This window comes from Chromatiales bacterium 21-64-14 (genome assembly GCA_002255365.1).
Lineage (GTDB): Bacteria > Pseudomonadota > Gammaproteobacteria > 21-64-14 > 21-64-14 > 21-64-14.
Window position 1 is genome coordinate 124949 of record NCBI01000003.1, and the last position, 16783, is coordinate 141731.

Below are 16783 nucleotides of genomic sequence, written 5' to 3' on the forward strand. Positions count from 1 at the left end.
GTGACGCCACTAGCCCGCATTTCTCACCGGTCTCCTGCTATGGCCGCCGCCGCGACAGTGCGTACCTCCTGCGCCCACCCCGACGCCCGCGCAACGAACTCCGGTGAACAATGCGGGCTAACCACCGGTTCCTGATCACCATCGCAGTGATGTCCGCCACCGTGATGCAGGTGTTGGACACCACCATCGTCAACGTCGCGCTCCCCCACATGGAGGGACAGCTTTCCGCAACCCCCGACGAGATCAGCTGGGTACTGACCAGTTATCTGGTAGCCTCCGGCATCTTCATGCCTATGACCGGTTATTTCACGGACCGCCTGGGCCAAAAAAAATATCTGCTGCTCAGTATCTTCGGATTCGTTGTGGCCTCGGTCCTCAGCGGACTGTCTGTGAATCTTACCCAGATCGTCTTCTTCCGGCTCCTGCAGGGCGTATTCGGCGCCGCACTGGTGCCCCTGTCCCAGTCGATCCTGGTCAACACCTATCCGCCGGAGGAACGCGGCAAAGCGATGGCGATCTGGGGGATCGGGGTGATGGTGGGCCCGATCCTCGGTCCGACGCTGGGTGGCTATCTCACCCAGGTGCTGAGTTGGCGCTGGACCTTCTTCATCAACGTGCCGGTAGGCATCTTCTCGCTGCTTGCTGCTTGGCGTGTCGTGCCCGACACGGAACGACGCCAGCGCTCCATGGATTGGACCGGTTTGGTGCTGCTCTCCATGGCAATCGGCGGCCTGCAGTTCGTTCTGGACCGCGGCAACCAGGACGACTGGTTCGACGCCCATACCATACAGATCGCCACGCTCCTGAGCGTGGTCGGCTTCCTCGGATTCGCCTGGCACGGTCTCCTGCACCGGGAGAAGGCGCTCTTCGACCTGCGCATCTTCAAGGATCGAAACTTCTCGACCTCCAGCCTTCTGTTGGCGGTATTCGGACTCGGACTGTACGGGATGCTGGTACTCCAGCCCATGCTGCTGGAGTCGCTATTGAACTATCCGACGTTCACCACCGGACTGGTGATGGCCCCGCGTGGCGTGGCCAGCATGTTCAGCATGTTCCTGGTGGGCCGGCTGATCAATCGTATCGGCCCGCGGCCACTGATTACTACGGGCATCCTGCTAAGCATTGTTGGAACCTTCGCCACTACTCACTATAGCCTGTATATCGACCCGTTTTGGGTGATATGGCCGGTTATGGTGCAGGGACTAGGGCTGGGCATGATTTTCGTCCCGCTCGCCGCGGTAGCCTTCACGACCCTGAACCCCCGGCAATCCGCAGAGGCCGCCGGGATCTTCAGCCTGGTGCGTACCATCGGCTCCTCCATCGGGATCTCCATCGTCACCACGGTGATGACACGGCATGCCCAGATCGCCTGGAACCAGATCGGCGGACACCTGCAGCCCTTCAATCCCGCGCTCTACCTCTACCTGGACCGTTTGCAGCTCAGCCCGGGGGACCCGCGCGCCGCAGCGGTGCTAGGCTATGAACTCGGCCGTCAGGCCCAGATGGTGGCTCTGGTGGACGCCTTCACCCTCATCGCCTGGAGTTTCGTATGCATGCTGCCTCTGGTACTGTTGCTGCGAAGTTCAGGCCGCGCGCGGACCGCAAACCCAACCCCTGCGCTGGAATGACACACGACAGGCCGCGAAACCCATGGCCCCGCGGCCATAGCCGGCCTACAATCTGTCGACAGTTGTGCGGACCGGCACGCGAGCGGAGCACACGCCATGTACCAGACGATACTACTCGCCTATAACGGAACCCGCGAAGGCCGCTTGGCGCTGCGCGAAGGCGCCGAGATCGCCAAGGCCTGCCGCACGGCTACCCATCTGCTGGCGGTGGTCAGCGCGACATCGGTGGTATCCCTTGGTGAAGGCTTCGATACTGGGCATCTGGTAAGCGAGGAAGTTGCCCGCTACCAGGAAATCCTGGACGAAGGTGTCGCATTGCTGCGCGGGCACGGACTCACCGCCGAGGGACATCTCGCCCAGGGCGAACCCTCCGAGCGCATCGCCGCGATGGCACGCGCGCTCAAGGCGGATCTGATCGTGGTGGGTCACCGCAACCGCAGCCGCTTTGCCCGCTGGTGGCAAGGAACGTCATTGAGTGCGTCCCTGTTGGAACAGTCCCCATGCAGCATCCTGGTGACCATCGCCGGAGAAGATATTGCGCGGGCACCGGACGCACCCGCGGCCTCCTAGCCTGCATCTATGGCGTAGCGTTGCGTTCCTGATGCCGCCGACAATCGGCGTGAGGCCCACATGGATGCTGGGTTCAAGATGTTCCCGGCAGCGTGAGACACTACATCAGTCCGTCTCCTCGTTGGCGTGGCCCAAACCCGAAGACATACTGGTCAGGGCGAAAAAGTCATATGGATATGACTATGGAACGGCGCGAACGGTGGTCTTTGAAAATGCTCATGCAACAGCCGTTCCCGCAAGCAGCTGGCCACACCGGTAACCGGCCACACCAGCACCTGAGTCACCGCGCCGTCGCGACCGATCACCAACGCCACGTCGAAGGCGGAAAGATCTGCCGCCGGCTGCGATTTGATACAGGCATGCAATGTCGCGGGATAGGTCGCCTGATATTGGCGGATCACTGTGTTCTCATAGCGCTGGCCGACGGCATCCGCGACATCGGATTGGTTGCGCCGGATGGCATCCTCAAGCCGGCGCTCGTGAACGCCAGCCGGGGCAGCCTGTACCGCGCCAGCCGCTACCCACGGCAGCAACACGAGAAAAAACAGACGAAGAAGGTTCGGCATCGATGCTCAGCCCGCCCGGGAGCACCAGTATAAGAAGCGCTCATGGCGAACACAAACGGGCCGGGCCAGGGACGACGGGCCAGCCGGGCAACGGCTATACTACGGCAAGGCCTCCAGGGGACCCAAAAATACAATGAATATCGAAAAAGTGGTCTTCAGCTTCTTTATCGTACTGGCCCTGACCCTCAACTTCGGATTCTTCCTGGGGGTCTTCGACAATCCGCTGCACCATGATGTCTACGAGCTGTTTGCCGCCATCGTGGTCAATCTGATCGCCACTGTGCTCAAATTCGGCGATCGCACCCACGTGGGGGCCGTGCTCCTGGCGGCGAGCCTGGTGGCGGACCTTCAACTCCTGACGGCGGCGCTCGTATGGGCGGTCGCCGCGCACGTATCCGCAACCGGCGTCACGGCGACGGTCACCGCAAGCATCGTATCCTTGTCCGGGGGCGCGTTGCTGGCGAATGTCGTGTCCGTGGTGCTGCTGATCATCGAAATCGCAACACTGCGGCGCTGACGCCCCAGGGGGCTGTGATGCAGGATCGCGTACTGTTCCTGGTCCTGCGGCGCATGCGGCTACCGCTGCTGGTGCTGATCGGCGCCTATTCCGTTGCGGTACTCGGCTTGACGCTGGTCCCGGGACTGGACGGCGCGGGGCACGCCCATCACCTCGATTTTTTCCACGCATTCTACGTGATCAGCTACACAGTGACCACCATCGGCTTCGGAGAACTGCCTTACCCGTTTACCGATGCGCAGCGGCTGTGGATCCTGCTCTCCATCTACACCGGTGTGATCGCCTGGTTCTACGCGATCGGAACCCTGCTCGCCCTGCTCCAGGACCCGGCCTTCAAACAATTGATCCGGGCAGCCCGGTTTGGCGCAAAGGTGCGCCGGTTGACGGAGCCCTTCCACATCATCTGCGGCTATGGCGACACCGGAAACCTGATCGTGCAGTCCATGACCCGGCGCGGCATGGCCGTAGTCGTACTCGACCGCGATCAGGAGCGGATCAACGAACTGTCGCTGGAGAACCTCGGCCTTCCGGTCCCCGCGCTGTGTGCCGACGCCAGCCAGCCGGCATCGTTGCTGCTGGCCGGCCTGAAACACCCCTGGTGCACAGGGGCCGTGGCCGTGACTCCGGACGATCAGGTAAACCTCAGGATCGCGATCGCCGGAAAACTGCTCAACCCGTCACTCAAGGTGATCTCCCGCGCGCAGTCGCATGATACCCAGGCCAATATGGTCTCCTTCGGAACCGACGCGGTCACAAACCCATTCGATACCTTCGCCGACCGCCTGGCGAGCGCCCTCCATTCTCCAGACCTGCACCTGCTATTCCAATGGCTCACCGCGAGACCCGGGGGACCTCTGCCCCGCCGGCTCGATCCACCGCGGGGCACCTGGATACTCTGCGGCTACGGCCGATTCGGAAAATCGGTGAACCGCTACCTGCAATACGAGGGGGTGCCGACGATAATCATTGAGAAGGAGCCGGACAAGACCGATGCGCCGGAAGGTACGGTGATCGGCCGTGGGACGGAAGCCGTCACCCTGCGCGAGGCCCACATCGAGAGCGTCGTGGGAATCGTGGCGGGTACCGACGACGACGCCAACAACCTGTCGATCATCGTCACCGCCCGCGCACTGAACCCGGCGCTCTTCACGGTGGCGCGCCAGAATGAACGCGACAACGCCCCCCTGTTCGAGGCCGCGTCCCTGGATCTGGTCATGGAACGCGCGTCGATGCTGGCGGGACGGATCCTGACCCTGATCCGTACCCCGATGCTGGCCGAATTTCTGCGCCTCGCCCGGCACCAGAACAACGAATGGGCCGGCATGCTCGTCGAACGGCTGCGGCACGTCGTGCGCGGCCGCACTCCGGACGTGTGGGCGGTCGAGATCAAGGCCCCGCGCGCAGCGGCTGTGGCCGCTGCGCTATCCGAGGGCCAGGAGGTGCACATTGCACATCTGCTGGCGGATCCCGGGGACCGGAATCGAAGCCTGCCGTGCCTCGCGCTCCTGCTCCTGCGCGGCGAGGAGGAAACGCTGCTGCCCGGCGAACCGTTGCCACTCCAAGAGAACGACCGCCTGTTGTTCTGCGGGCATCCCGAAGCCCGCTCCCGGATGTTCAGGATTCTTCGCGACCAGAACGTGTTAGGCTATGTCCAGTCCGGGGTGCTGCACCCCGACGGCTATGTGTGGCGCCGATGGGCCCGCCGCAACGACTAGCACCCGCTGCCGGCTTCCAAGCCGGCAGGCGCCCCGCATGGCCTCCTCCGACTACCCTGCACCCAGTTTCCGGTACCCCGGATGCCGTGGGTAACCGAGCCACAGAGCGGCCATGACAGAACCTCCTGATGATCGATCGGACACCGTGTTATGCCCCACGCGAGGGCCGGCGGCATGGAAACACGGAGCCGCCGCGCTGCTTACCGCCCTCATCCTGTGCGGCCCATGCATCAGCGCCGCCGCGGTACCCGGCACACTGGACGTTGGGGATTTCTCCGCCGCGCGACCCGGCGGACAGCTTCCGCCAGGCTGGCGCCCGTTGCGCTTTCCGGGGATCGGAAAGCATACGAGATATACCCTGGTACAAAACGGCGGACAGGTGGTGATACGAGCGCAGGCGGATGCGTCAGCCTCCGGACTGGTACGGGAAGTCCACATCGATCCGCGTGTCTACCCGGTACTGCGCTGGCGATGGAAAATCACTGGGGTCCTTGCCGGCACCAGTCTGTCGCGCAAGGACGGCGACGACGCCATGGCGCGCCTGTACATCACCTTTGCCTATGATCCGGCGCGTCTTGGGCCCATCGATCGGCTGCGCTATGAGGCCGCGCGATTGGTCTATGGGAGCGCACCGCCGTTGCGGGCCCTCACTTACCTATGGACCGGCGCCGGCCGCATCGGCGCCTGGGCGCCGAATCCCAGCACCGATCGGGTCATGATGCAGGTACTTGAGACCGGCGGGTCACGGGTCGGTCAGTGGGTAACGGAGGAACGCAACCTCTACCAGGACTACCGGCGCGCGTTCGGGGAGGATCCGCCCATGATCTCCGGGGTAGCAATCATGACCGATACCGACAACACCGGCGGTAGAACGGTCAGCTATTACGGCGACATCCGTTTCGAAAAACCGGATGCGGTAAGACCCACTCAGACCCGATCAAATGCGCCGGCAACCATGATCGAGGCAGGAGACCAGCGTACCCCCTGACGTCTCCCGGACATCAGCTGCGCAGACGCCAAGTGGGAATCCCGTCCCGCATCAGACCATGGCGTTCCAGCCACGCTCCGGCGTCCTCGGCATCCTCGGTAAACCAAGCGCGGGCCGAACCCAATCGGAAGCTGTAACCCCACGTATCCATGTCCGCCATCAGGCGGACACGGCCGAGATCCGGCAAGTAATCCGCCAACAGAATCTGCAGGTAGCACACCGCGCCCTCCTCCAGATAATCTCCGCCAGCGTCCGTATGCACGCCGGCGCGCCGCTCCGGCGCCATGCATACGTAGTGACACGCCTCGTGCAGCACCGAATGAACCGGCGTATCGGCGCCCGCATAGAGCGTGGCTCCGATCAGTCCCGCCTCCGGCGCCCCCCAATAGCTGCCTGGGATCGGCCCGGTGTCTGGAGCCGCGTGCAGGCACAGCCGGTAACGTGCCAGCAGATCGTGCAGCGCGCGCTGATCGGCGCCCGCGTAGCACAGCACCCCGGTGGCGAAAGAACCCGATGCACCGGGAACATCCAGCGGTGCGCGCATGTCCCGCCGTGACTCGGCATTCATAGACACCTGCCTCTGCGCCTCTGGAGGACAACCGCCTCATCCCCCGGTACGGATGCTACCCACGGGTCACCGCGCCGTCCATGGCAAGGACCGTTCGCCCTCGTACTCAATCATCACTCTGGTAGCGGTGGTGCTCGCGCCATTCGTGGCGCCGCCACGCCCGTTCCCGCCATTCGTGCGACCGCCAGCCCGCACTCCGATCCGGGTACTGGTAGCCATAGGGGGTATAGCCATAGTCTCGGTAACGATAAGAATAGGGGCGCGGAACCACCACCACCGGCGGGGACGGGGTGTAGTAGTGATACACGGGGGCGGGCGCTAACACGCTACCCAACAATACGCCCAGGGCGAAATTGCCTCCGCCGTCACCATCGGCGAAGGTCGGTGTGGATACGGCGGTCAGAGCCAGTCCGGCCACCGCGGCGATCATGAGCTTTTTCATTGCGCACTCCTTGAGCATCAGTTGAGCCAGGGGGGGCGGGATCCGTAGCCGGTCGATCCGCGAGCGCTACGGGCCGATCCCCATGGTGCATAGCTTGCACCCACGCGACTGAACGGAGGCTGAACGGCTGTCCCCCGATCCCGATGCACCTGAACCAGGGATGTAAGACCGGCTGCGGATCCCGTCTCGGCCCTCGGACCATTCCTTTATCACGCTGGTTTTAGTAATAAAAATTACTAAAAACAGCATTTTAATAGATCAGCCAAGGGATGGGCAAGGGTTCCCCGAAGTTGACGCGGGCTATTGTATTCATCAATACGAATGTTTATCATTAACGTTAAGTTCTAGATCCCCATAGACGAAGCCCGGAAACAAGCACCATGGCTGATCCCTATCGTTCGCAATCGCGTGGTCCCCGCTTGGCGGGGACCCTGCTGGGTAGCGTTCTCGCCCTCGCCTGGGCGGTGGTACCGGCGCACGCCGACACACTGAGAGTCATCAACTTGTCTATCAAGCAGGGGCATTTCCACCCGCAGACCGTGCAGGTCCCCGCCGGCGAGAAATTCAAGCTCCGCGTGACCAATCACGGTCCGGCGGTGGAGGAGTTCGAGAGCACCGACCTGAACCGCGAGCAGATCGTGACGCCGGGGCACAGCATCGAAGTGTATCTCGGGCCACTCAAACCGGGACGCTATAAATTTTTCGGCGACTTCCACCCGGATACCGCAAAGGGCGAGATCGTCGCCGAGCAGGAGAAGCCCTGATGGCCACGGTACTGTTCATTGTATGGCGCGAAAGCCTGGAGGCGGTGCTGGTAGTGGGCATCCTGTATGCCTACCTCACCCGCCTCGGCACCGGGCGACGCGGCATGCGTTACCTGTTCACCGGCGTAGCGGGCGGTATCGGGCTCAGCGCGCTGCTGGCCCTGGTAACGATGCGCATCGAGACCGACCTGCAGGGCCAAGCCCTGCAGTATTTCCAAGTCGCCATGATGGCCACCGCCGCCACGCTGCTCACCCAGATGGTGCTGTGGATGCATCGTCACGGCCGGCGCCTGAAGCACGACCTGGAAGCGAACCTGGACCGCGCACTGAGCACCGGGAATCTCGCCGGGATCGGGGTGGTCGCCCTGTTGGCGGTGGCGCGCGAAGGTGCGGAGACGGTGCTGTATCTCTATGGACTGGGCATGGAAACCCATAGCGCTGGTCCCGCGGCTATGACCGGCGCCGCCGTCACCGGATTCGCGCTGGCCCTGGCCACCGCGTGGCTGGTGTCCCGGGGCGTGCGGTTTTTGAACTACCGGACCTTCTTCAGAATCACCGGCGTGGTGCTGCTGTTCACCGCTGCCGGCATGCTGGTAAGCGCCATCTCCCAGCTGATCGGCATGGGCGTGCTGCCGAGCCTTGTGGATCCGGTGTGGAACACCTCCTGGATCCTTGACGCCAACACCCGGTTCGGCGGTGTAGTCGCGGCCCTCACCGGCTACCGGCCACACCCATCGCTGATGTTGGTACTGCTCTACACCGCCTACTGGGGGTTCGTGGTGTACCGGCTGCGGAGTACCAACGCAATACCCAGCCCCAGCGCGCCGGATACCGCGACCCTTGGGGCCTGAACCGGCCCATAAGGACAAACGTAGAGACGGCAGCACAACCGATACCGGACTGCCCTGGTCTCTGGCGGCCCGGCTGTAACGATACGGCCCGCGTCGGCGCGGGACTAGGCGCCGGCCGCGGGACACTCCAACCGAGCGTGCCCAGTCCCCTGAACGGAGAACCTTCATGCCCCTGAAGCACCCAACACGCCGGCGCAGCACCCTGGCCCGCGCCGCCGCCCTGCTCTGTACCCTGCTGGTATCGGCCCCCGCCTATGCCTTCAACTATTTCGAGATGGAGGTCTACCCATACCGCACCGCCGCAAAGGGAGAGCTGGAACTGGAGAGCGGATCGGCCTATACGGTGCAAGGCACCCGCGTGCCCCAGGGCGGTAATCAGAACCTGGCGCGGACCAGTATGGAGGCCACCTACGGTCTCACCAATCACCTGGAAGTCGCCGCCTACGCCGATGCCGTACACCAGCCGGGCCGCGGCAACGCACTCACCTTTGCCGGCCAGCGCTATCACCTGCGGGCGAGCTTCTTCCAGAAGGGTGAACTGCCCGTGGACCTGGGGGCGTATGTGGAGTACGAACTACCGAAGATGGATGAGGACAAGCGTGAGGTGGAACTGCGCGGCATCATGGAGAAGGACTTCGGGATGTGGACGCTGGATATCAACCCGATCTTCGAAAAAGTGATTCAGGGCGCGAATACCGCCGCCGGCTGGAAGTTGATGTATGCCTCGGCCCTCATCTACCGCCTCAACGAGACCTTCCAACCGCGCGTGGAATGGTACGGTGACGTGGGAGCACTCAACCACCCGGCGCCCTGGGATCAGCAGGTCCAGCTGATCTCACCGGCCCTCACCTACAGCCCGACGCCGACCTTCCACATCCTCGCCGGCTGGGCCTTCGGCCTCACCAAGGCGAGCGAGCAACAAGTGGCACGGCTGCGCATGGAGTGGGAATTCTACTGAGCCGCAGATAGGCCGGCGGAACCGGGCGACGGCTCAATAGCCCACAGCCAGTCCGGCGGGCCGCCGCGGGTCGTTCGCGCCTTCCCGCAGACCGTTGTGTGGATCCACCAGGATCGCCTCCGCCGCGCCCCACGGCGGCTGCACCACCACCGAGTATCCCATCTGCTCCAGGGCCTTCAGGACCGGAGGAGAAATGGCATCCGGCTCCGCGTAGACCACGTCGGGCAGCCACTGCTGATGGATGCGTGGCGCGGCCACCGCCGCCTCGATATTCATGCCGTAGTCGATCACGTTCAGGATCGTCTCCAGGGTGATGGTGATGATCCGCGACCCCCCGGGACTGCCGGTTACCATGAAAAGCCGTCCGTTGTGCAGGACGATGGTGGGGGACATGGAACTCAGCGGCCGCTTTCCCGGGGCCACCGCGTTGCGCGGCCCCTGCACGAGCCCATAGCTATTGGGAACCCCGGGCTTGGACGTGAAATCATCCATTTCATTGTTGAGGAAAAAGCCCGTGTTGCCCGCGATCAGGCCGGAACCGAAGAAATAGTTCAACGTATAGGTCACCGCCACGGCGTTGCCATGGGCGTCCACAATGGAATAATGAGTGGTGTCATCGCCCTCCGGCGGCCCCAGCCCGCCGTGCACCTGTGCGGACGGCGTGGCGTGGAATGCCCGGATTCCCTTGCGCAACTGCGCCGCGTAGGCGGGCGCGAGCAACCGCGCGATGGGGTTCGTTACGAAGTCGGGGTCCCCCAGATAGGTGTTGCGATCGGCATACGCACGGCGCATGGCCTCCACCAGGTAATGAATCGAACGCGCCGAATGGAAACCGAGTTTCGCCATGGGATATCCCGCCACCACGTTCAGGATCTCGCACAGAGTGGTGCCGCCGGAACTGGGAGGCGGTGCGGAGAGGATCTGGTAACCGCGATAGGTACAACCCACCGGATGCTCCTCCTCCACCGTGTAGTGCGCGAAGTCGGCGCGGCTCAGCAAGCCCCCGTTGCGCCGGCTGGCCGCCACCACGGCGGCCGCAATGGCGCCGCGGTAGAAGGCGTCGGGTCCGAGCTTCTCAATCTGCTCCAGGGTATGGGCAAGTTGCGGCTGCACCAGCCGCTCGCCCGCACGGTAGGGCTTTCCGGCCTTGAGAAAAATTGACGCCACGTTGGGCTGGCGCGCGAAGTCCGCGGCGCGCTGATTCAGCAGCTGGACATCGCCGGCCTGCAGCACGAAACCGGCGCGGGCCAGGCGGATCGCGGGGGCCATCACCTGCGCGCGGGTCATGGTCCCGTAGCGCCGCAGCGCGGTGTCCAGACCCAATACCGTCCCAGGCACGCCGACGCTGAGGTAGGTACCAGTACTCAGACCCGGGATCACATTTCCGTTGCGGTCCAGGAACAGATCCCGGCGCGCCGCCGCAGGGGCTTTTTCCCGGAAGTTGATAAACACGTCGCCACCATCGGCCCGGTGGATCAGCATGAACCCGCCGCCACCGAGGTTGCCGCAACACGGGTGCACCACTGCCAGGGCATAACCCACCGCCACCGCGGCATCCACCGCGTTGCCGCCGGCGCGCAGGATGTCTACTCCCACTTCGCTGGCCAAATGCTGGGCGGTGACCACCATGCCGTGTTGCGCGCGCACCGGCTGGGGCGGGCCAGCCCGCGCCAGCGGCGTTCCCAACGCCAAAACCACGGTCAGCGCCGTTAGCAGGCTGCGAAGCATCATTGGTCCCACGGGCGATCCTCCCAGCAGGATTCTGATCCTGCGTTTCTGACCGGCCTTGTGCCGCGACCGCCGCCGCACCTCCGGGGATCGGGCCAACTCGCTGCACCCGCCTCCAACGGGATCGGTTACCGCGTCGGTAGCGCGGCGCCGCATCACCGATGCGCAATCCTGGCCCGCCACCGGTCCGGGCGTGTCAAAAATGATACCCGAACGCCACATCGGCCCACGCATTCGCTCCCCGTGACCGCGGCGCCGATGCCTCGGCAGGGCGCGTAGGTCCTGGGACGGCAACCGAAGTGAACTCGACCGGTATCGCGCGTCGCGGACGCCAGGGCAGCGGACAGACGCGACCTCGCGGGGAACCGGGCCTCACGCGCCGACCGGCCGGTGCAGCGGCACCACCGTTTCCGAGGCCGGATTGTGACTGCGCCAGAACGACGGGATATCGCGCCGGTAGTGACGCATCACCAAGTTGGCCAGCAGTCCGGTCCAGCCGGTCTGGTGGGAGGCGCCCAACCCGCGGCCGGTATCTGCGTGGAAGTACTCGTTGAACAGCAGCAAATCACGCCAGTGTGGATCGGACTCGAACGGGCTGTCGGGCGGCAGGGCGGGTATGGTCCCGTCCGCCCCACGCCGCAGCAGCCCCGCCAGACGGTCGGCGATCAGCTTGGCGATCTCCTCCAGCGTCAGCTCCTCGTTTCCCTTACAGGGCACCGGAACCCGGAACCCGTCTCCCAAGAAGCGATGGAACTTCTCCAGGGCCTGGATCAGCGAATAGTTGGTGGGCAACCAGACCGGACCGCGCCAGTTCGAATTCCCGCCGAACATTCCGGAGACGGATTCTCCCGGGACATACTCGATCACCGCCTCACCGATGCCGGGAAGCATCCCGAGATCGCGGCGCTCGGCATGGATGCGGCTCAGGCTGCGCACGCCGTAGGGGGACAGGAACTCCTGCTCGTTCATCAGGCGCTTGAGGATGTGAGGCAGCATGGTGTGGTCCACCAGGGACAGCAGGTGCTCGCCCCGCTCGTTCTCCCACTGGGGACAGGCGCAGATGTAGTGCCCATCGAAGAGGCCACCTTTGTGCTCGTCGAGCAGCGCACGGAATCGCGGGGCCTTGTCCAACAACCGCCGGTCGATAACCTCGCAGGCGAACAGCGGGATGAGGCCCACCCACGAGAACACGTCGATGCGCCGACATGCGCCGTCGGGGCCCACGACCAGATCCTTGAAGAACCGGTCGTCGGGATCCCACAGTGAAATGCACTGTTCCGAGTGCCCCGAGATCACATTGGCGATGGCCAGGAACTGGGAATAACACTGGATCGCCACGTCCTCATAGTCCGGATTTTCGGTGGCCAACTCCAGCGCGATAACCGTCATATTCAGCGCGAACATCGCCATCCACCCGGTGGCGTCCGCCTGCTTGAGGCTGTACCCAGGGGGGAGCGGCCGCGAGCGGTCGTACACCGAGATGTTGTCCAGCCCCATGAACCCGCCTTCGAAGAGATTGTGCCCATCCGCGTCCTTGCGGTTGAGCCACCACGTGTAGTTCATGAGGAGTTTGTGCATCACGCGGTGCAGGAAATGCAGATCACCAACGCCGCGCTGTACGCGTTCGGCGCGAAACACCTTGAGGGCAGCCATCGCGTGCACCGGCGGATTGACGTCGCCGAATGCCCATTCGTAAGCGGGGAGCTGGCCGTTGGGATGCAGGTAGTTCTCCTTGATCAGGAGTTCGATCTGCTGCTTGGCGAAGTCCACGTCGATCAGCGCCAGGGTCGCGCAGTGATAGGCCAGATCCCAGGCGGCAAACCAGGGGTATTCCCAGGTGTCCGGCATGGACAGCACGTCATGTGCCACGAAGTGACGCCAGTAACGGTTGCGGCCGTGGCGCCGGCCCTCGGGCGGCCGGACTTGGTCGCCATCCAGCCAGCGCGCCACGTCGTAGTGAAAAAACTGCTTATTCCAGATCATGCCCGCCAGGGCCTGGCGCAGGATACGCCGGTCCTCATCGCCGGCATCGGGCAGCAGCGCCTGGTAGTACGCATCCGCCTCCTGCGCGCGGCGCGCGAACACCACCTCGCTTTGCTGAAACGGCCGCGTCAGGGCCTTGGCCGACAACACCATCTCCAGGCACTGGGATTGTCCGCCCTCGAGCGTCACGACGTACCACGCCGCGGCGCGGGTCCCGGCGTGCGCTGGATTCACCGCCTGCGCGTCGTCGGCGATCACCCGCCGGTGGAAGGCATCCTTCACATAGGGAGAGCGGTTCGGGACGCCCCACAGCCGCTCATAATTGGTCTCGTTCTCCGTGAACAGCAACTCGGCAGGCTGTCGGCCATACAGATGGCAGTGGCCCAGAGTGACATGCCGGGTATCCACCGCCCATGCGGCCCCTTCGGGGTGCTCCGCCGCGGTGAGTTCCGGCCGGGCATCCCCGTCCGCGTCGCCCCAGGACCAGGTATTGCGGAACCACAGCTGGGGCAGCACATGCAGGGTCGCCGGCGCGTCGCCGCGGTTGCTGACGAGCGCCTGGACATGGATCTCGTCGGGACCGGCCTTGGCGTAGCGGATCTCCACGTCCCAGTAGCGGCCATCACGGAACACCCCGGTGTCTATCAGACTGAACGGGGAATCGGTGCGGCCGCGGCGCGCGTTTTCCTCCACTAACCACTGATAGGGATACGCCGTTTGGGGGTATTTGTACAGATAACGCAAGTAGCTGTGGCTGGGGGTCGCGTCCAGATAAAAATAATGCTCCTTGACGTCCTCGCCATGGTTGCCCTGGTTGCCGGTCAACCCGAAGGCGCGCTCCTTGAGGATCGGATCACGGCCGTTCCACAGGGCAAACGCCAGACACAGGCGTTGCTGCGCGTCGCAGATACCGCCCATGCCGTCCTCGTTCCAGCGGTAGGCACGCGAGCGGGCTTGATCATGATCGAAATCCTCCCACGCTGTACCCCCCGCGCTGTAGTCCTCGCGCACCGTGCCCCACGCGCGCTCCGCCAGGTACGGGCCCCACCGGTGCCAGTCCTCCCGGCCCACGCGCTGGGCCTCCATCCGTTGTTGCTCTGCACCGGACTCGTCCTTGCGTTTCATGCCGTCTCCTCTCCTGTTTCCGGTCCAACGCCAGCGCGGCGCGATTGTTCCAAGCGCCACCATGCATCCAAGACGCAGGCCACTGACCACGCCTGGGCCGGACAACCACGCGCTGCGTGGGGGGGCGCGCCATCGAAAATCTCGCTGATCGTGCCGAGGCCCGCGTCCAACAGATGGTCGCGTACCGGCTCCAACCGGGTGAGCGCCGCCGCGGCGTCGCCGGTCACACGGAATTCCGCCACGGCGTAGTGGCCCAGCAGCCAAGCCCACACGGTCCCCTGGTGATAGGCGCCATCGCGCTGCACGACGCCGCCTTCGTAGCGCTCGCGGTAACCCGGCTCCCCAGGCGCCAGGGAGCGCAGACCGTAGGAGCACAGCAGATGCCGGCCGCACAGGTCCACCACGTCACGCGCGGTCTCCTCGTCCAACGGGCTGTGGTGCAGGCTCACCGCAAAGATCTGGTTGGGTCGCAAGGCGGCGTCATGGCCACCTGGACCATCCAGCACGTCGTACAGGCCCGCACCCGGCGTGCGCCGGAACCGCTGAAACCCCGCGCGGATCCGCGCCACCAGTCCCAGCCACGGGTCGGGTGCGCGGCCGATGGCTTGCGCCAGATCCGCCACGGATTGGTGGGCGTTGTACCATAACGCGTTGACCTCCACCGGTTTGCCGTGGCGCGGAGTCACCACCCAGTCCCCCACCTTCGCGTCCATCCAGGTGAGTTGCATCCCCGGCTCCCCCGCCCACAGCAGGGCGTCGGCGGGATCCATCCGGATCCCATAGCGGGTGCCGGCGCGGTAGTGCTCGAGGATCGACTCCAACACCGGGAACAGGCGCCGCACGGTATCCAGGTCGCCGGTGCACGCCGCGTAGGCGCGGCATGCCTCCACGTACCAGAGCGCGGCGTCCACGGTATTGTATTCCGGCGCGATGCCGTCCCCCGGGAAACGGTTCGGGACCATGCCCTGGTCCACAAACGCCGCGACCGACAGCAGGAGCTGCCGCGCGCTCCCGGTATGCCCGGTGGCGAGGGTCAACCCGGGCAGGGCGATCATGGCGTCCCGGCCCCATTCCCCGAACCAGGGGTAGCCGGCAATCACTCCCTCCCCATCCGGCGCACCGGACACCGGCCGAGTGAACAAAAAATCCGCGGCGGCCAGCACCAGTTGGTCGATCCACGCGGGCGCGCCGGCCAATACGGAGTTGGCATGTTTGGCGTGTTCCAGCCAAGCGGACTGCCGAGCGCGCGCCTGCTGCAGCGCGCTGCCGATGTCCGATGCGTCATTCGGGGCCAGGCCTATGGCGATGCCGACCCATTCCCCGGGTGTCAGCACCAGGGCGGCGTGCGCCACGCACAGATTGCTGTCATCGTCGGACAACCCGCGCGCGCGCTCCACCGGCAGGTCGAAGTGCTCGACCCAATAGTCCGCGCGACGCAGCGCACCACCGAAGGCGCGCACATGGAGCGTGAACCCGTCCGGATGGACCACACCCATGCGCGTCTCGTCCTCCACGACCCATTGCGGCGCAAAACCCTGAGGCGGCATCACCCCGTGGTGATCGCGGGCATTCATCAGGACCCGCGCTTCGAGACGCAATGGCGCGGCGTCGCGGCGCGCGGGCGGGGCCAGACGCCAAGCCACGTAGGTGGTGTCCGCCCCCGGCGCCATCCACACCCGGGCCTCCACGGCCACGGGTCCCAGGGCGTAACGCCAAACCGGCAGCCGCCCGTCCAGATGAAAGGATTCGAGGGATAGAAAGCCGGCGGGATCCACCGCACCGCCGCGCCACCGGTTGGCGTGCAGCGGCCAGTAGCCAGCGCCGTCGCTCAGGGTTGCATCCGCCTTCGCACAAACCAGCATTCGGCCCAGCGGCGGGTGTACCGGCGCGATCAGCAACCCATGATAGCGCCGCGTCAGGGTGCCGCTGATGGTCCCCGCGGCATAGGCACCCGTGCCGTTCGCGAGCCACCACTCGCGACGCTCGCCCTGTGCCAAATCGCCGCAGACCTCACGACCGAAGCGGATCCCCCCGGGCAGCGGCGCAACCCCATCTGAGTTCCTGGCACGTGCGGCCGGGCTCGCCGGTTCCGGGGACACCGGGTTTCAACCCCCGTCCCGGACAGTGATCATGGCGACGCGGCGCAGTGTCAACCACGCCCAGCCCTGCAGGGAGTGTTCCTGCTCCTGGGAGATCATCTGCCGGGTCATTTTGCGGCAACTCTGCATCATCGACCTGTGTCCTGCGCCGCGGCGCCGCCCATCCAGCGCCCGAGGAGCCAGTCCACGGACAGCGCCCCGGTCCCGCGCAGGGTGAGCACCAGCAGCATCAGGCCCCACATCTCATGATGCTCCAGTCCCCCGGCTGACAGCCCCGGGTA

At 64.9% G+C, this 16783-nt stretch carries 14 protein-coding genes; 8 read left to right on the plus strand and 6 right to left on the minus strand.

All coding sequences use genetic code 11. The annotated features are described in order from the left end of the window. Positions 1-110: 110 nt before the first annotated feature. Together B7Z66_03420 and B7Z66_03425 are read left to right on the plus strand one after the other, a co-directional pair. Entirely contained in the window at positions 111-1628 is a 1518-nt protein-coding gene (locus tag B7Z66_03420) for an MFS transporter (protein OYV77773.1), read from the plus strand. 96 nt (positions 1629-1724) lie between these two features. Beyond that, positions 1725-2198, plus strand: coding sequence for a hypothetical protein (locus B7Z66_03425; GenBank protein ID OYV77774.1), 474 nt, complete (start codon positions 1725-1727; stop codon positions 2196-2198). A gap of 152 nt (positions 2199-2350) precedes the next feature. Here the strand turns inward: B7Z66_03425 and B7Z66_03430 are convergent, their stop codons facing one another. Next, the gene (locus B7Z66_03430; protein ID OYV77775.1) at positions 2351-2764 is read right to left on the minus strand and encodes a hypothetical protein; all 414 of its coding nucleotides are present in this window, start codon (positions 2762-2764) and stop codon (positions 2351-2353) included. A gap of 133 nt (positions 2765-2897) precedes the next feature. Between B7Z66_03430 and B7Z66_03435 the strand changes: the two genes are divergently transcribed. The 3 genes from B7Z66_03435 (at position 2898) to B7Z66_03445 (ending at position 5984) form a co-directional block, all read left to right on the plus strand. Then, positions 2898-3281, plus strand: coding sequence for a hypothetical protein (locus B7Z66_03435; GenBank protein OYV77776.1), 384 nt, complete (start codon positions 2898-2900; stop codon positions 3279-3281). A 17-nt stretch (positions 3282-3298) separates the two neighbouring features. Continuing rightward, positions 3299-4996 (plus strand): potassium transporter TrkA, encoded by a 1698-nt coding sequence (locus tag B7Z66_03440; protein OYV77777.1) that lies wholly within the window; start codon positions 3299-3301, stop codon positions 4994-4996. 112 nt (positions 4997-5108) lie between these two features. Beyond that, positions 5109-5984, plus strand: coding sequence for a hypothetical protein (locus B7Z66_03445; GenBank protein ID OYV77778.1), 876 nt, complete (start codon positions 5109-5111; stop codon positions 5982-5984). A gap of 13 nt (positions 5985-5997) precedes the next feature. Here B7Z66_03445 and B7Z66_03450 read toward each other — a convergent pair whose 3' ends face one another. Both B7Z66_03450 and B7Z66_03455 read right to left on the minus strand, forming a co-directional pair. Continuing rightward, positions 5998-6528, minus strand: coding sequence for a hypothetical protein (locus B7Z66_03450; GenBank protein OYV77793.1), 531 nt, complete (start codon positions 6526-6528; stop codon positions 5998-6000). Positions 6529-6658: 130 nt separating this feature from the next. Beyond that, positions 6659-6994, minus strand: coding sequence for a hypothetical protein (locus tag B7Z66_03455; GenBank protein OYV77779.1), 336 nt, complete (start codon positions 6992-6994; stop codon positions 6659-6661). 431 nt (positions 6995-7425) lie between these two features. Here B7Z66_03455 and B7Z66_03460 point away from each other — a divergent pair, with 431 nt between their 5' ends. From B7Z66_03460 to B7Z66_03470, 3 genes are all read left to right on the plus strand, one after another. Beyond that, entirely contained in the window at positions 7426-7758 is a 333-nt protein-coding gene (locus B7Z66_03460) for a hypothetical protein (GenBank protein ID OYV77794.1), read from the plus strand. Then, positions 7758-8609 (plus strand): hypothetical protein, encoded by an 852-nt coding sequence (locus B7Z66_03465; protein ID OYV77780.1) that lies wholly within the window; start codon positions 7758-7760, stop codon positions 8607-8609. Before B7Z66_03460 ends, B7Z66_03465 begins: the two co-directional genes overlap by 1 nt. Positions 8610-8775: 166 nt before the next feature. Beyond that, the gene (locus B7Z66_03470) at positions 8776-9567 is read left to right on the plus strand and encodes a hypothetical protein (GenBank protein ID OYV77781.1); all 792 of its coding nucleotides are present in this window, start codon (positions 8776-8778) and stop codon (positions 9565-9567) included. A 33-nt stretch (positions 9568-9600) separates the two neighbouring features. On the opposite strand, the gene B7Z66_03475 is transcribed toward B7Z66_03470, so the two are convergent. The 3 genes from B7Z66_03475 to B7Z66_03485 form a co-directional block, all read right to left on the minus strand. Continuing rightward, positions 9601-11295, minus strand: a complete 1695-nt coding sequence (locus B7Z66_03475; GenBank protein ID OYV77795.1) for a gamma-glutamyltransferase — start codon at positions 11293-11295, stop codon at positions 9601-9603. A gap of 372 nt (positions 11296-11667) precedes the next feature. Next, positions 11668-14403 carry a glucosidase gene (locus B7Z66_03480; protein ID OYV77782.1) on the minus strand — a complete coding sequence of 912 codons (2736 nt, stop codon included), beginning with the start codon at positions 14401-14403 and terminating at the stop codon, positions 11668-11670. Continuing rightward, a complete protein-coding gene (locus B7Z66_03485) occupies positions 14400-16442 on the minus strand; it encodes a glycogen debranching protein (GenBank protein OYV77796.1) in 2043 nt (680 codons plus the stop codon). The genes B7Z66_03480 and B7Z66_03485 overlap by 4 nt, the downstream gene beginning before the upstream one ends. Between the last annotated feature and the right edge of the window lie 341 nt (positions 16443-16783).

What these genes read in the sequence shown, in the direction of transcription:
- B7Z66_03425 (OYV77774.1), top strand. Translation starts at nt 1,725, where the DNA reads ATGTACCAGACGATACTACTCGCCTATAACGGAACCCGCGAAGGCCGC.
- B7Z66_03450 (OYV77793.1), bottom strand. Translation starts at nt 6,528, where the DNA reads ATGCGCGCACCGCTGGATGTTCCCGGTGCATCGGGTTCTTTCGCCACC.
- B7Z66_03455 (OYV77779.1), bottom strand. Translation starts at nt 6,994, where the DNA reads ATGAAAAAGCTCATGATCGCCGCGGTGGCCGGACTGGCTCTGACCGCC.
- B7Z66_03440 (OYV77777.1), top strand. Translation starts at nt 3,299, where the DNA reads ATGCAGGATCGCGTACTGTTCCTGGTCCTGCGGCGCATGCGGCTACCG.
- B7Z66_03475 (OYV77795.1), bottom strand. Translation starts at nt 11,295, where the DNA reads ATGCTTCGCAGCCTGCTAACGGCGCTGACCGTGGTTTTGGCGTTGGGA.
- B7Z66_03465 (OYV77780.1), top strand. Translation starts at nt 7,758, where the DNA reads ATGGCCACGGTACTGTTCATTGTATGGCGCGAAAGCCTGGAGGCGGTG.
- B7Z66_03430 (OYV77775.1), bottom strand. Translation starts at nt 2,764, where the DNA reads ATGCCGAACCTTCTTCGTCTGTTTTTTCTCGTGTTGCTGCCGTGGGTA.
- B7Z66_03420 (OYV77773.1), top strand. Translation starts at nt 111, where the DNA reads ATGCGGGCTAACCACCGGTTCCTGATCACCATCGCAGTGATGTCCGCC.
- B7Z66_03445 (OYV77778.1), top strand. Translation starts at nt 5,109, where the DNA reads ATGACAGAACCTCCTGATGATCGATCGGACACCGTGTTATGCCCCACG.
- B7Z66_03435 (OYV77776.1), top strand. Translation starts at nt 2,898, where the DNA reads ATGAATATCGAAAAAGTGGTCTTCAGCTTCTTTATCGTACTGGCCCTG.
- B7Z66_03470 (OYV77781.1), top strand. Translation starts at nt 8,776, where the DNA reads ATGCCCCTGAAGCACCCAACACGCCGGCGCAGCACCCTGGCCCGCGCC.
- B7Z66_03480 (OYV77782.1), bottom strand. Translation starts at nt 14,403, where the DNA reads ATGAAACGCAAGGACGAGTCCGGTGCAGAGCAACAACGGATGGAGGCC.